Annotated in this window: 13 protein-coding genes; 3 read left to right on the forward strand and 10 right to left on the reverse strand. The window is 73.2% G+C overall.

Features of this window, described 5'->3' with window-relative positions; translation table 11 throughout:
• Positions 1–282 precede the first annotated feature (282 nt).
• Both E2C05_RS12995 and E2C05_RS13000 read right to left on the reverse strand, forming a co-directional pair.
• Complete coding sequence (locus tag E2C05_RS12995; protein ID WP_133220068.1) at positions 283–1266, reverse strand: Bug family tripartite tricarboxylate transporter substrate binding protein; 984 nt, start codon at positions 1264–1266, stop codon at positions 283–285.
• Positions 1263–2054, reverse strand: a complete 792-nt coding sequence (locus E2C05_RS13000) for an alpha/beta fold hydrolase (protein ID WP_158292099.1) — start codon at positions 2052–2054, stop codon at positions 1263–1265. The genes E2C05_RS12995 and E2C05_RS13000 overlap by 4 nt, the downstream gene beginning before the upstream one ends.
• A 79-nt stretch (positions 2055–2133) precedes the next feature.
• On the opposite strand from E2C05_RS13000, the gene rutC reads away from it, so the two are divergent.
• Positions 2134–2520: a pyrimidine utilization protein C gene (rutC, locus tag E2C05_RS13005; RefSeq protein ID WP_133220070.1), complete on the forward strand. Its 387-nt coding sequence runs from the start codon at positions 2134–2136 to the stop codon at positions 2518–2520.
• An 88-nt stretch (positions 2521–2608) separates the two neighbouring features.
• Here the strand turns inward: rutC and E2C05_RS13010 are convergent, their stop codons facing one another.
• A complete protein-coding gene (locus E2C05_RS13010; protein WP_133220071.1) occupies positions 2609–3814 on the reverse strand; it encodes a CaiB/BaiF CoA transferase family protein in 1206 nt (401 codons plus the stop codon).
• 284 nt (positions 3815–4098) lie between these two features.
• Positions 4099–6108, reverse strand: a complete 2010-nt coding sequence (locus tag E2C05_RS13015) for an elongation factor G (RefSeq protein ID WP_338045139.1) — start codon at positions 6106–6108, stop codon at positions 4099–4101.
• Positions 6109–6469: 361 nt separating this feature from the next.
• Here E2C05_RS13015 and E2C05_RS13020 point away from each other — a divergent pair, with 361 nt between their 5' ends.
• Together E2C05_RS13020 and E2C05_RS13025 are read left to right on the forward strand one after the other, a co-directional pair.
• Positions 6470–6691, forward strand: a complete 222-nt coding sequence (locus E2C05_RS13020; protein ID WP_133220073.1) for a hypothetical protein — start codon at positions 6470–6472, stop codon at positions 6689–6691.
• Between the two features lie 64 nt (positions 6692–6755).
• Positions 6756–7532, forward strand: a complete 777-nt coding sequence (locus tag E2C05_RS13025; RefSeq protein WP_200305553.1) for an SDR family NAD(P)-dependent oxidoreductase — start codon at positions 6756–6758, stop codon at positions 7530–7532.
• Positions 7533–7639: 107 nt separating this feature from the next.
• On the opposite strand, the gene E2C05_RS13030 is transcribed toward E2C05_RS13025, so the two are convergent.
• The 6 genes from E2C05_RS13030 to E2C05_RS13055 form a co-directional block, all read right to left on the reverse strand.
• Entirely contained in the window at positions 7640–8746 is a 1107-nt protein-coding gene (locus E2C05_RS13030) for a 5-methyltetrahydropteroyltriglutamate--homocysteine S-methyltransferase (RefSeq protein WP_133220074.1), read from the reverse strand.
• Between the two features lie 14 nt (positions 8747–8760).
• Complete coding sequence (locus E2C05_RS13035; RefSeq protein WP_133220075.1) at positions 8761–9474, reverse strand: ABC transporter ATP-binding protein; 714 nt, start codon at positions 9472–9474, stop codon at positions 8761–8763.
• Positions 9467–10219 carry an ABC transporter ATP-binding protein gene (locus tag E2C05_RS13040; protein ID WP_133220076.1) on the reverse strand — a complete coding sequence of 251 codons (753 nt, stop codon included), beginning with the start codon at positions 10217–10219 and terminating at the stop codon, positions 9467–9469. Before E2C05_RS13040 ends, E2C05_RS13035 begins: the two co-directional genes overlap by 8 nt.
• On the reverse strand, positions 10216–11148 hold the full coding sequence (locus E2C05_RS13045; protein WP_133220077.1) for a branched-chain amino acid ABC transporter permease: 933 nt from the start codon (positions 11146–11148) through the stop codon (positions 10216–10218). The genes E2C05_RS13040 and E2C05_RS13045 overlap by 4 nt, the downstream gene beginning before the upstream one ends.
• Positions 11145–12005 carry a branched-chain amino acid ABC transporter permease gene (locus E2C05_RS13050; RefSeq protein ID WP_133220078.1) on the reverse strand — a complete coding sequence of 287 codons (861 nt, stop codon included), beginning with the start codon at positions 12003–12005 and terminating at the stop codon, positions 11145–11147. The genes E2C05_RS13045 and E2C05_RS13050 overlap by 4 nt, the downstream gene beginning before the upstream one ends.
• 223 nt (positions 12006–12228) lie before the next feature.
• Positions 12229–13410, reverse strand: a complete 1182-nt coding sequence (locus tag E2C05_RS13055) for an ABC transporter substrate-binding protein (protein ID WP_133220079.1) — start codon at positions 13408–13410, stop codon at positions 12229–12231.
• Positions 13411–13494: the final 84 nt, after the last annotated feature.

The raw sequence follows: 13494 nt of genomic DNA on the forward strand, positions 1-13494 counted from the left end.
GGCCGCCATGGCCGGAAGCAGGGCCAGCGCCGCGACCCATCGCCCGATCCGCCGCATCGCCGCCTCCCGCCCCATGCGGCGGCAACGCCGCAGCGGCGCGGCCGTTCGCGGCACGACGCCCTGGCCCTGGCCAGCCACGGTCGGGCCTGGGGCGGGATAGAGGCCCGGCGGGGACCGGGCGCGCCCGGGACGGCATGGCCGCGCCCCACTGCCGCGGCCATGCCCAGGTGGGGGGGGGCGGCGGCGGCGCGAAGGCTCGTCGGGGCGCGGCCGCCCCGCGCCCTATTCCGCCCGGATGCCGGCGCTGCGGATCAGGTCGCCCAGGCGCTGCGTCTCCTCCGCCTGCAGGGAGGCGAGCGCGGCCGGCGGGCCGGGGCGCACTTCGAACCCCGCCTCCTCCAGCCGGGTACGCACCTCAGGCTGGTCGAGGATGCGGGTGACCTCGGCATTCAGCCGCGCGATCGCCGCCGGCGGGCTGCCGGCGCGGGCATAGAGCGCGCCCCAGATGGCGCTGACCAGGCCGGTATGGCCGAGTTCCGCGGTGGTCGGCACGCCGGGCAGCTGCGGGATGCGCTGCGGCGCCATGGCGGCCAGCGCCGTCACCCGCCCGGCCCGCAGCTGCCCCAGCACATCGGGCACCGAGGGGAACATGAGCTGCACCTGCCCGGCGATCAGGTCGTTCAGCGCCGGCGCCTGGCCGCGATAGGGCACATGCACCAGCGGGATGCCGAGGGCGCGGGAGACCATCTCCCCGGCCAGGTGGGTGGGCGAGCCCTGGCCGGAGGAGGCATAGGCCGCCGGGTCCCGCCGCGCCCGCAGCGCCGCGACCAAGCCGGCGAAGGACCGCTCGGCCGGCCAGTCGGCGACGGCGACGATCTGCGGGAAGACGGTGACGAGGGTGACGGGCGCGAAATCCGCCACCGGGTCATAGGCCAGCCGCGGGAAGAGCGCGGCATTGGCGGCATGGGTGCCGTTGGTGCCGAACATCAGGGTGTGGCCGTCCGGCGCGGCGCGCGCCGCCTCTACCGCCGCGATGGTGCCGCCGGCGCCGGGCCGGTTGTCCACCACCACCGGCTGGCCGAGGGCGGGGCCCAGCCGCTCCGCCACGATCCGCGCCTGGGTGTCGAGGCTGCCGCCGGCCGGGAAGGGCACGATGACGCGCAGCGGCCGCTCCGGCGCCCAGGCATTGGCCCGGGCGATGGCCGGGACGGCCAAGGGGGACAGGACCAGGGCAGGCACGGCGAGCAGGGCGCGGCGGCTTGTCATGCATCGGCCTCCAGGAAGGGCAGCACGGCGTCGTCGAACAGCGCCGGCTCGGTGCGGGACAGGGCATGGCCGCCCCGCGGCACGAAGACCGCTTCGGCGCCGGGGATCAGGCGGGCGAATTCCTCGGAGAAGTAGCGGGGCGTCAGGATGTCGTCGTCGGCGCAGACCACGCGGACCGGGATGCCGATGCGGCCGAACTCCGCCCGGCGGTCGAAGCGCAGGATGGCGTCCAGCCGGCTGCCCTGCACCTCGGCGCTGCCGAGGCCGGCGCCGGCCGCCGCCTCCATCGCCGCGAGCCGCCCGTCATGCGCGTTGATCCAGTAGGGCGGGTAGAGCAGCAGGGAGGTGTACTGGGCATAGGCGGCGACGCCGCCCTGCGCATGCAGCAGCTTGCGCAGCGCGAAGACGCGGCGGCGATAGGCATCGCCATGCGTGGTGCTGGCATAGACGACCAGCGAGGACAGGCGCTGCGGATGGTCGAGCGCCATGGCGATGCCGATGGCGCCGCCGGTGGAATGGCCGAGCATGCGCGCCCGGCCGATGCCGGCATGGTCGAGGATGGCGACGAGGTCGGCCGCCATCTCCTCCACCGAGGCGACCGGCACGCGGGAGGAGGCGCCGGTGCCGCGCTGGTCGAAACGCAGCAGGGTGAAGCGCCGCGCATAGGCTTCGGCCTGCGGCGCCCACCACTCCGCCGTGCCGCCGAGCCCCGAAGCGAGGACCAGGGGTGGTCCCGATCCCTCGATCCAGTAGTGCAGGGTGCACCCCGCGCGCTGCACAACCGGCATGCCGTCCCGCACTCCCCTCGCTTGCCCGCGCCTGTCCCGCATGGTGGGGTGGCGCTTCGCATCCGGAAGGGGTTCCGCCATGCCGAAGACGCCGATCATTCCGCCGGGCTCCGCGCCCCCGCTAGCGCCCTATTCGCCCGGCGTGAAGGCCGGAAACACCATCTATGTCTCCGGCGTGCTGGCGCTGGATGCGGCGGGGAAGCTGGTCGGCGACGGCGATGCCGGGGCGCAGACGCGGGCGGTGCTGGAGGCGATCAAGGCGATCGTCGAGGCCGGCGGCGGGACGATGGCCGACGTGGCCTATTGCAACATCTTCCTGTCGGACATGGCGCACTACGCGGCGATGAACGCGGTGTACCGCGAATACTTCCCGACGGAGCCGCCGGCCCGCTGGTGCATCCAGTGCGGCCTGGTGAAGCCGGAATTCCTGGTGGAGATCAGCGCGGTCGCGCATCTCGCTGGGTGAACTGGAGGGGTCCAGGGGCCCTTCGGCCGTTGGCAGGGTTGGCGGCACTGCCGCCAACCGCGAGGGGGACGGCCTCCCCCTCGCCGCGTCACGCTTGGCGGACCGCGCCTGCCGCGGCGAGCGCCGCGATCTCGGCCGGCGTGTAGCCCGCTTCGCCGAGGATCGCCGCGCCATCCGCGCCCAGACGCGGCGCCGGCGCACGCTGCCCCGTCGGCGTCGCCGAGAAGCGCACCGGGATGGCCATGCGGCGCGTGCGGCCCTCGGTCGGGTGGTCCTCCGCCTCGAAGAAGCCGGTCGCCAGCAGGTGCGGATCCTCGAAGATGCTCTCCAGCGTGTGCACCGGCGTCACCGGCAGGTCGGCGCGTTCCAGCAGCGCCAGCCATTCGGCGGTGGTCCGCGTCTCGAACTCGCGCGCCAGCATGCCGAGCACGGCGTCGATGTTCCGCGTGCGGGTCGCGTGGCTGGCGAAGCGCGGGTCGGTCGAGACCAGGTCGGGCCAGCCGACCGCGGCGCAGAAGCTGCGCCATTGCCGGTCGTTGTAGATCATGGTGCAGACGAAGCCGTCCTTCGTCCGGTAGGGCCGCCGGTCGGGCGAGAGCAGCCTTCCGTAGCCGCCCCCATCCAGCGGCGGGTCGAAGACCTTGCCGCCGAGATGGTCGCCGAGCACGAAGGTCAGCATGGTCTCGAACATCGGCACCTCGACCAGTTGGCCCTCGCCGCTGCGCGCCTGGTGCACCAGGGCGGCGTTGATGGCGCTGGCCGCCATCAGCCCGGTGATGCGGTCCGCCATCGCCAGCGGGACGTAGCGCGGCTCCCCGCCGCCGGTGCGCGCATTGAGCGAGGCGATCAGCGCGGCGCCCTGCATCAGGTCGTCATAGGCCGGGCGCGGGCCGTAGGGCCCGTCCTGCGCGTAGCCGAGCACCGCGGCATAGACCAGGCGCGGATTCGCCGCCCGCAGCGCGGGGTAGTCCAGGCCAAGGCGCGCCATGGCGGCGGGGCGGATATTCGTCACCAGCACGTCGGCGGAGCGCGCCAGGCGCAGCAGCACGCCGCGGCCCTCGGCCGTCTTCAGGTCGAGCGCCAGGCTGCGCTTGCCGCGGTTGATGGTGAGGAACATGCAGCCCATGCCGGGGCTGCGGCCGGGGCCGATGAGGCGCACCACGTCGCCCTCCGGCGCCTCCACCTTCGTCACCTCGGCGCCCATCTCGGCCAGCAGCTGCGTGCAATAGGGCCCGACCAGCACGGTGGTGAGGTCGAGCACGCGAATGCCCGCGAGCGGCCCCGAAGCCGGCATGCTGTCCCCTCCCCCCTGTCATGGCGGGCGAGGCTGCGCGGCGGTCCGGGCGCGGTCAAGCGACGCCCTGCGACGGGCCGGCATGCGTCGGGGAGGGCCGTGCCCTCCTCGAGCTCCACCCGCCAGGCCACGGGCGTGGCCTGGACCGGCCTGAGCGATCGCCGCTCGATGGGCGATCGAACCGACGCCGGGGTCCGGGGCCTCGCCGAAGGCCCCGGCGGCGGAGGGTGCGGGGGGGGGAGGCAGAGCCTCCTCCCGCGACGGCACCGGCGCAGCGGCCCTCGCTACCGGTGCCGCGCCTCCGCCAGGTGGTCGAAGCGGTGCGTGTAGCTGCCCAGGCCCTGGGTCTGGCTGCGCAGCTCGATGATGAATTCCTGCAGCTCGGCCGCCGGGACCAGCGCCTCGACGCAGTCCCAGCCTTCCCAGCCCTCCTTCGCGGCATAGCCCAGGATCTGGCCACGGCGGCCGGTCAGCAGGCGCTGGGCGTTCGGCGTGTATTCCGCCGGCACGCTGACGGTCACGGCATGCACCGGCTCCAGCAGCACCGGATCGGCCTTGGCGAGCCCTTCCTGCATGGCCATCCGCGTCGCGGTGGCGAAGGCCATGTCGCTGCTGTCGACCGAATGGAAGCCGCCATCGAGCAGCGTCACCGCCACATCCACCACGCGATGGCCGAGCGGGCCCTTGGCCGTCGCCTCCTCCGCCGCCTCGCCCACCGCCGGGATGAAGCGGCGCGGCACGGCGCCGCCGACCACCTCCTCCGCGAAGGCGAAGCCATCGCCGCGCGGCCGCGGCTCGATGCGGATCTTCACATCGGCGAATTGCCCATGCCCGCCGGTCTGCCGCTTCAGCCGCGCATGCTGGGTAACCGCGTGCCGGATCGTCTCGCGATAGGGCACCTGCGGCCGCACGGTCCGCAATTTCATCCCCGCCCCGGCCGAGAGCCGGTCGAGCGCCGCGCGCAGATGCAGCTCCCCCTGGCCATGCAGCACGGTCTGGCCGCTCTCGGGATCGAGCACCACCTGCAGCGCCGGGTCCTCCTCCGCCAGGCGCTGCAGCGCGGCGGACAGGCGCACCTCGTCCTTGCGGTCCTCCAGCACCACCGCCACCGCATGCACCGGCGGCGTCGGCGCCGGGAAGCCGAGCGACTCGCCAGCCGGCGTCGCGCCGAGGGTGGTGCCGGTCGCCACGCCCTCCATCCGGCCGAGCGCGACGATCTCGCCCGCCTGCGCCTCCGGCGCCTTCTGCGCCTCGCCGTTCGGGAAGCGGTGGATGCCGCCGATGCGATGCCCGTCCAGCGCCGTGCCGTCCTTCACCGGGCCACGCCAGAGTCGCGCCCAGGAGAGCCGCCCGGCATGCCCGGCATGCACGGTGCGGAAGACCTGGGCCAGCGGCGGTCCCTCCTCGGCGATGCCGAGGCGAGCGGCCGTCTCCTCCGGCGCCGGCACGTCGTGGCGCAGCGCCTTCCACAGCCGGTGGATGCCGTTGTTGTGCTCGGCCGCGCCCAGCAGCACGGAGACGACGGCGCCCGACAGTTCCCCGGTGTGCAGCGGCCGGTAGATCTCCGCCGGCTCCGGCGCCAGGTCCTCCAGCACCTTCTCGAGCAGCGCGTCGTCGTGGTCGGCCAGCGCCTCCAGCAGCTCGGCCCGCGCCTCGGCCTCCCGCGCGCGGATGCTCTCGGGCAGCGCGATCCGCTCGGACGGCGCGCCGCGGCGGTAGCGATAGGCCCGCTCGCTCACCACATCGACATAGCCGGTGACATGGTCGCCTTCCCGGATCGGGACCTGGCGCAGCACCACCTTGCGCTGCGTCTGGGCTTGCATCGCGGCCAGGGTGTCGCGCACCCGCCCGTCCAGCTGGTCGATCTTGTTGACGAAGACGATCGCCGGCGTGCCGCGCGCATCCAGCATGCGGAACACCGGGCCGAGCGCGGCGGCACGCCCCGGCGCCGCTTCGGCCACCACCACGGCCAGGTCGCAGACCGCGGCGGCGCAGGCGGCGTCATGCGCGAATTCGACCGAGCCGGGGCAGTCCAGCAGCGACCAGGAATCGCCCATGTGCGACGCATGCGCCAGGCGAAGCTCGGTGCCCATGCCACGGGGCCCGCCGCGGCGTGGCGGCGCGCCGGCGGCGGCGAGCAGGGCATCCATCAGCGTGGATTTGCCGGCCCCCTGCGGGCCGATGAAGGCGACGGATCGGGGCCTGGCCCCGCCGGGTTGTCTGCCGCTGGCATCTGGCATCGTTCTGCCCTCCCGCTCCTGGCGGGCCGGGTCGGCGCAGGGTGGCCTGCCCATCCGCGGCGCCGGTCCCCCGGCGAGGCGGGCGAGTCAGCAGGCCACCGGGTCCGGGGCTGCCGCCGCAAGCGGGCGGCAGGCCGGGCGCCGCCGGCCAGCCCGGGCCCATGCTGGGGCCCTTGGTGGACGCGGGCGTCCTGGCGCCGCCGGGACGGGCCCGGGCACCACGCGTGGCAGGGAGCCTAGCGGAGAGCCGCGGCGAATAGCCACTCTCCTGTCGCGCCACCCATGCACGGATCGGTAAGCGAAGGATGAAAGATGCCATGCGCACGGCGCGTGGCGGTGGAGAAGCCCTTCCGCTGGTGCCGCATGCCCGCATGGCGCGATCCTGCGCCGCACAGATGCAGCCGCGAGGTGTCCCATGTCGACCCGCCTTCTTGCCGCCGGCCGGACCGAGGCCGCCCCTGCCCTGCCCGCGCTGGGCGCCGCCATCCTGCTGCTGGCCGTCCTGGCCGCCCTGCCCGGTCCCGCCCTGTTCGTGCTGCTGCTGGCCGGCCTGACCTTCCTGGCGATGACCGTGGCCGGCCTGCGCCGCCGCGGCGGGTCGGGCGTGCCGCCCCTGCCCTACGCGCAGGAAGCCTGACCCACCCTGTGCGTCGCCCGCGCCCTGGCCGATACTTCCCGCCGCAAGCAGCGGGAGGACGGCCATGGCCGAGGCGAAACCGGGCGGGATGGGCCCCTATGACCTGAAGGGCCGCGTCGCCGTCATCACCGGCGGCAGCAACGGCATCGGCGCCGCCACCGCCCGCCGCATGGCGGCCGAGGGCGCGACGGTGGCGGTGGGCTACAACAGCGGCGCAGAGCGCGCCGCCGCGCTGCTGCGCGAATTGCCGGGCAGCGGCCACATTGCGCTGCACACGCCCATGGAGGACAGCGCCGCGCTGCGCCGGGCCGCCGCCGAGGTCGAAGCGAAACTCGGCCGCTGCGACGTGCTGGTGAACAGCGCCGCCACCACGCGCGCCGTGCCGCATGCCGACCTGGAGGCGCTGGACGACGCGCTGATCGACCGCGTGCTGGTGGCGAATGTGCGCGGCCCCTTCGCCACCATCCGCGCCTTCGCGCCGCTGCTGAAGCGCAGCGGCGATGCGGTGATCGTGAACATCTCCTCCCTCGCCGCCGTCACCGGCACCGGCAGCAGCATCATCTACGGCGCCAGCAAGGCGGCGCTCGACACCATCGGGCTGTCGCTGGCGCGCGTGCTGGGGCCGGAGGGCGTGCGGGTGGTGGGCATCTCGCCTTCCGCCGTCGCCACCGACTTCGTGCCGGGGCGCAGCCGGGAAGCGGTGGAGAAGCAGGCGGCGAGTTCGCCGCTTCGGACCGTGACGGAAGCCGATGACGTCGCGCTCGCCATCATGGCGGCCGTCACGCAGCTTCGGCTGACGACCGGCACCACCATCTTGGTCGATGGAGGCAAGCACCTGTGACATGCAGGGAGGCGCGGCGGGGTCCCCATCGCGCGGTGCGCGATGGGGTGCACCTGTCCTCCCTGCACGCTCCGCCAGGGGGCGAAGCGCCCCTGGCCCCCCCCCCCTTAAACTTCGCCCCAGACCTCGCGCGCAACCTCGATGCACAGGCGCAATTTCGCCCATTGCTGCTCGACCGAGAGGAGATTCCCCTCCTCCGTGCTGGCGAAGCCGCATTGCGGGCTGATGGCCAGCTGATCGAGCGGCGCATGCTTCGCCGCCTCCTCGATCCGGCGCTTGAGATCGTCCTTGCTCTCCAGCTCGCCGGTCTTGGAGGTGACCAGGCCCAGCACCACCGTCTTGCCCTTCGGCAGGAAGCGCAGCGGCGCGAAGCTGCCGGCGCGCTCCGTGTCGTATTCCATGAAGTAGGCATCGACATTGATGCCGTTGAACAGCACTTCCGCCACCGGGTCGTAGCCGCCGGAGGCGATGTGCATGGAGCGGAAATTGCCGCGGCAGAGATGCATGGACACCACCATGTCGGACGGCCGGCCGGCGACGGCGGTGTTGATCAGGGTCGCATAGGTCTCCAGCAGCCCCTCCACCTGCTCGCCGCGGTTCTTCAGCTGCGCCAGCTGCTCCGGGTCGCAGAGATAGGCGATGTTCACCTCATCGAGCTGCAGATAGCGGCAGCCGGCCGCGGCGAAATCCTGGACCGCCGCGGCATAGGCGGCGCCGAGATCGGCGAAGAAACCCGCCATCTCCGGATAGGTATGCGTGTCCACCGCCCGCCGGCCGCCGCGGAAATGCAGCACGGAGGGTGACGGGATGGTCTGCTTCGCCACGGCATTTCCGCCATTGGGGTCGCCGGTATTCGCCGCGACGAAGCGGAAGTCGTCCACGAAGGGATGCCCTTCGTAGCGGATCGGGCCGGTCACCTTCAGGCCATAGGCCTTGGTCTGGCCGCCCTTGAACTGGATGCCCTGGTCGGCCTCGTACATCTCGACGCCGCCGAGCTTGGCCAGGAAGTCGAAATGCCAGAAGGCGCGGCGGTACTCGCCATCCGTCACCGCCTTCAGGCCCACCGCCTTCTGCTCCGCGATGGCGTCGCGGATGCAGGCATCCTCGGTGGCACGCAGTTCCGGCGCCTGCGCCGCCCGCGCCTCCCGCAGCGGGACCGGGCGCAGCAGGCTGCCGACATGGTCGGCGCGGAAGGGGGGCTTGCCGTTGGGCATCTGACGACTCCCGTTCAAACGTGATTGAGGCCGAGATGGCGTTCCGCCACCTCGGGCGCGGCGAGCAACGCGTCGCTGCCGCCTGCATGGACGATGCGGCCGCGGTCGAGGATGACGGCGCGGTCGGTGATGGGCAGCACGAGGCGGGCATGCTGCTCGACGATCACGGCGGCCAGCCCGTCCTCCCGCACCATGCGGCGGATGGCGGCCAGCAGGCCCTGCACGATGACCGGCGCCAGCCCCTCCAGCGGCTCGTCCAGCAGGACGAGGCGCGGATTGAGCATGAGCGCGCGGCCCATCGCCAGCATCTGCTGCTCCCCGCCCGACAGCGCGCTGCCGAGGTTGCGGCGTCGCTCCGCGAGGCGCGGGAACAATTCCATCACCCGCGCCAGCGTCCAGGGGCCGGGGCGCGCAACGGCGGTCAGGTTCTCCTCGACGGTCAGGGAGCGGAACACGTTCCGCTCCTGCGGCACCCAGCCGAGGCCGAGCGCGGCGCGCCGCTCGCTCGGCAGCCGGGCGATGTCCTGGCCGGCGAAGCGGATCGAGCCCGCCCGCAGCCGCGGCCCGGCGCCCATCACGGTGGTGATCAGGGTGGTCTTGCCGGTGCCGTTGCGGCCGAGCAGCGCCACCGCCTCGCCCGGCGCCACCTGCAGCGAAATGTCCTGCAGCACCACCGCCTCGCCATGGCCGGCGCTGACGCCCTGCAGGGACAGCAGCGGCTCAGCCATGGGCCGGCTCCCCCAGATAGACCTCGCGCACCCGCGGGTCGCGCGCCACCTCGGCCGGCGGGCCCTCCACCAGCACCGCGCCCTGGGCGAGGACGGTGATGCGTTCAGCGAAGCGGAAGACCAGGTCCATGTCATGCTCGATGAGCAGGACCGTCACGTCGCGCGGCAGGGCGGCGACGGCGTCCAGCACGGCGCGGCTCTCGCCCGGCGGCACGCCGGCCGCCGGTTCGTCCAGCAGCAGCACGCGCGGCCTGAGTGCGAGCGCCAGCGCGATCTCCAGCAGGCGCTGGCGGCCATAGGGCAGGCTGCGCGTCGCCGCCCGCATCTCCGCCGGCGCGAAGCGCAGGCTGTCCAGCAGCGCCCGCGCCTCCGCCACCACCGCGCCATGTGCCGAAACGGGGCGCCACCAGCGGGCGGTCAGCCCCTCGCGCTCCAGCAGCGCCAGCGTCACCGCCTGCACGGGCGTGAACTCCGGGAACAACTGGTTGATCTGGAAGGTGCGCGCCAGGCCGCGCTTCACCCGCGCATGCTGCGACAGGGCCGTCACATCCTCGCCGCCCAGCCGCACGCGGCCGGCGGTCGGGCGCAGCGCGCCGGTCAGCAGGTTCACCAGGGTGGTCTTGCCGGCGCCATTCGGGCCGATGACGGCATGCCGCGCGCCCTGCGCCAGCACCAGATCAATCCCGGCGACGGCGCGAAAGCCGCCGAAGTCGCGGCTCAGCCCCTCCGTCGCCAGCGCCGTCATGCGCGGCCCCGCCGCAGCAGCAGCGCGCCCAGCCCCAGCAGCCCGCCGCGTCCGGCCAAGGCCAGCCCCACCAGCGCCACGCCGATCCAGAACTGCCAGAAGAGCGGGCTCATCTCGGACAGGATGTGGTGCGCCAGGGTGAAGGCCACCGCCCCGAGCAGCGCGCCATACAGCGCGCCGAGGCCACCCAGGACCAGCATCAGCAGCCCCTCCGCCGAGCGCTGGAAAGACAAGGCATCGAGCGAGACGAATTGCGTGGTCTGCGCCAGCAGCGCGCCGGCGACGCCGGCATAGGCCGCCGACAGCGCATAGACCGCGACCAGCCGCGCCCGCACCGGCGTGCCCAGCGCCGGCATGCGCCGCGCATTGCCACGGATGCCGCGCAGCGCCAGGCCGAAGGGCGAGGCGGTGATCAGCCGCGCCAGCAGGAACAGCAGAAACAGCACCGCCAGCGCGTAGAAGAAGGCAGTGCGGCCGAACAGGTCGAAGCGGAAAAGGCCCAGCACCGGCCACATCTCCACCCCCAGCAGCCCGTCGGCGCCGCCGGTGATGCCGGGCAGCTTGTTCGCCGCCTCCGCCAGCATCAGCGACAGCCCGAGCGTGACCATCAGCGCCGGCAGGTCGCCGCCGTGCAGCACCAGAGGCGCCGTAACCAGCCCCAGCAGCGCGGCCAGCAGCGCCGCCAGCAGCAGGCCGGACAGCGGCTCCCCCCAGCCCTGCTGCGCCAGGATGCCGGCGGCGTAGGCGCCGAGGCCGAAGAAGGCGGCATGGCCCAGGGTCAGCACGCCGGCAAAGCCCACCAGCAGATCGAGCGACAATACGAAGAGCGCGACGATCCAGACCTGGCCCAGCAGCGGCAGTTGCTCCGGCAGCAGCCAGTGGCTGGCCAGCGCCAGCAGCCAGAACGCGGCTTCCAGCGCCAGCCTCATCGCGCCGCGGCCTTCGCCAGCAGCCCCTGCGGCCGCAGGATCAGCAGCACGACCATGGCCGTGTAGATGGCGAAGGCGCCAAGCTGCGGCACGTAGTACTTGCCCGCCACATCCACCACGCCCAGCAGCAGCGCCGCCACGAACGGCCCGAGCACGGTATTCGCCCCGCCCACCGCCACGACGATCAGGAAATACACCATGTATTTCAGCGGGAAGGTGGGATCGAGGCCGAGAACCTCCACCCCCAGCGCGCCACCCAGCCCCGCGAGGCCGGAGCCGAGCGCGAAGGTCACGGCGAACAGCCGCTCCACCGGGATGCCCAGGCCGCGCGCCACCACCGCATCATCCACCGCAGCCCGCAGCCGACTGCCGAAGCGCGTCCGCACCAGGCCGAGATGCAGCGCCAGCACGATCGCGCCGCACAGCCCGATCAGGAACAACCGGTAGACGCCGATGCCGACGAAGCCCAGCTCGATCCGCCCGCTCAGCCAGGCCGGCAGGGTGATGAGCTGCTGCCGCGCGCCCAGGAACCAGTCCACGACGGCGCCGGCGATGAAGACCAGCCCGATCGAGAACAGCACCTGGTCGAGGTGGTCGCGGCCATACAGCCGCCGGTACAGCACGCGCTCCAGCAGCAGCCCTAGCAGCGCCGCGAACAGCGCCGCCGCCAGCAGGCAGACCACGAAGGGCACGCCATGCCGGTTCAGCAGCACCACGCAGACATAGCCGCCGGCCATGCCGAAGGCGCCATGCGCGAGATTGACGAAGTTCATCAGCCCGAGTGTCACGGACAGCCCGACCGCGAGCACGAAGAGCAGCATGCCGGAGGCGATGCCGTCGACGAGGACGGTCAGCATGGGCGGGTCGCCGCGAGGAGGGCTCTGCCCTCCCCGCACCCCACCCGCCAAGGGCCGAAGGGCCCTTGGAACCCTCGAGTCATCGCGGGTGAGGAGACCCCCGCTGGGGGTCTCCTCACCCGCGATGAACCTGCACGGGGGCCCGGGGGTCGGTTCGATCCCCGGCGGGGGAGTGCAGAGGGGGCAGCGCCCCCTCTGCGGCCACCCCGCGCACGCAGACCACTCACGTCCCCGGGTCGCGCACGGCCTGCAGCCGGTCGAACTCGATGTTCCAGAGCTGGCCGCCGCGTTCCTCGACCCGCCGGATGTAGACGTCCTGCACGATGTCGCGCGTATTGGCATCCACCGTCACCGGCCCGCGCGGGCTGGTCCAGGACTTGCCCTTCATGGCGTTCAGCAGCGCCTCGCCCTCGCCGGCACCATTGGTGGATTTCAGCCCTTCGGCGATGAGCTGCATGCCGTCCCAGCCGCCGACCGACATGAAGTTCGGCCGCATGCCTGGGTTGGCGGCGGTGAAGGCGGCGACATAGGCCTTGTTCTCCGCGCTGTCATGCGCGGCGGAGTAGTGATGGCTGGTCACGGCGCCCAGCGCCGGCCGGCCCATGTCGTTCAGGATGTCGTCGTCCACCACGTCGCCGGTGCCGATCAGGCGGATGCCAGCCTCCGCAAGCCCACGCTCGGCGAACTGCTTCATCACGGCGGCGCCCTCGCCGGAGGGGACGAAGATGAACAGCGCCTGCGGCTTCGTGTCGCGCACGCGCTGCAGGAAGGGCGCGTAGTCCGGGTTGCGCAGCGGCGTGCGGAGTTCCAGCGGCACCTGCCCGCCGCCGGCGGCGAAGCGTTCCTTGAAGACCCGCTCGGCATCCAGGCCTGGGGCGAAGTCGGTCACCAGCGTCGCGGCGCTGCGGATGCCCTCCTTCAGCGCCCATTCGGCGATCGGGGCGGTGACCTGCGGCAGGGTGAAGCTGGTGCGCAGGATGAAGGGGCTGCGCTGGACGATGACGCTGGTGGCGGCGGCCATCACCACCATCGGCACCTTCGCCTCGGTGGCGACGGGGGCGGCGGCAAAGGCCAGCGGCGTCAGGCCGAAGCCGGCCAGGGCGCGGACCCGTTCGCGCACCACCAGTTCCTGCGCCAGGCGGCGCGTCACCTCGGGCGCGGTGCCGGTGTCGTCGCGCAGCAGCACCTCCACCCGGCGGCCGCCCAGCGCATCGCCGTTCTGGCGCAGGTACAGCTTCACCGCGGCGTCAATCTGCCGGCCGGTCGAGGCGAAGGGGCCGGTCATGGGCAGGATCAGGCCGATGCGGATGGCGGCGCCCTGGGCGATGGCAGGCGCGGCCAATGGCGCGACGAGACCGGTGGCGCCGGCCGCGAGCAGGGCGCGGCGCGGGACGGATCGGAACATGCTCACCCCCCTTGGTTTGGCCGGGGTTGTTGCCGCAGCCGCACCGAAGGGCAAGCCCCTCCTGGCCCTCGATCGGCCCGGCGG

Origin of the sequence: Paracraurococcus ruber (assembly GCF_004353985.1) — a bacterium.
Classification (GTDB): Bacteria; Pseudomonadota; Alphaproteobacteria; order Acetobacterales; family Acetobacteraceae; genus Paracraurococcus; species Paracraurococcus ruber.

Bases quoted from the DNA above. Each gene is read 5' to 3' on its own strand.
- E2C05_RS12995 (WP_133220068.1), bottom strand. From the start codon at position 1,266: ATGACAAGCCGCCGCGCCCTGCTCGCCGTGCCTGCCCTGGTCCTGTCC.
- E2C05_RS13000 (WP_158292099.1), bottom strand. From the start codon at position 2,054: ATGCCGGTTGTGCAGCGCGCGGGGTGCACCCTGCACTACTGGATCGAG.
- rutC (WP_133220070.1), top strand. From the start codon at position 2,134: ATGCCGAAGACGCCGATCATTCCGCCGGGCTCCGCGCCCCCGCTAGCG.
- E2C05_RS13010 (WP_133220071.1), bottom strand. From the start codon at position 3,814: ATGCCGGCTTCGGGGCCGCTCGCGGGCATTCGCGTGCTCGACCTCACC.
- E2C05_RS13015 (WP_338045139.1), bottom strand. From the start codon at position 6,108: ATGGGCAGGCCACCCTGCGCCGACCCGGCCCGCCAGGAGCGGGAGGGC.
- E2C05_RS13020 (WP_133220073.1), top strand. From the start codon at position 6,470: ATGTCGACCCGCCTTCTTGCCGCCGGCCGGACCGAGGCCGCCCCTGCC.
- E2C05_RS13025 (WP_200305553.1), top strand. From the start codon at position 6,756: ATGGCCGAGGCGAAACCGGGCGGGATGGGCCCCTATGACCTGAAGGGC.
- E2C05_RS13030 (WP_133220074.1), bottom strand. From the start codon at position 8,746: ATGCCCAACGGCAAGCCCCCCTTCCGCGCCGACCATGTCGGCAGCCTG.
- E2C05_RS13035 (WP_133220075.1), bottom strand. From the start codon at position 9,474: ATGGCTGAGCCGCTGCTGTCCCTGCAGGGCGTCAGCGCCGGCCATGGC.
- E2C05_RS13040 (WP_133220076.1), bottom strand. From the start codon at position 10,219: ATGACGGCGCTGGCGACGGAGGGGCTGAGCCGCGACTTCGGCGGCTTT.
- E2C05_RS13045 (WP_133220077.1), bottom strand. From the start codon at position 11,148: ATGAGGCTGGCGCTGGAAGCCGCGTTCTGGCTGCTGGCGCTGGCCAGC.
- E2C05_RS13050 (WP_133220078.1), bottom strand. From the start codon at position 12,005: ATGCTGACCGTCCTCGTCGACGGCATCGCCTCCGGCATGCTGCTCTTC.
- E2C05_RS13055 (WP_133220079.1), bottom strand. From the start codon at position 13,410: ATGTTCCGATCCGTCCCGCGCCGCGCCCTGCTCGCGGCCGGCGCCACC.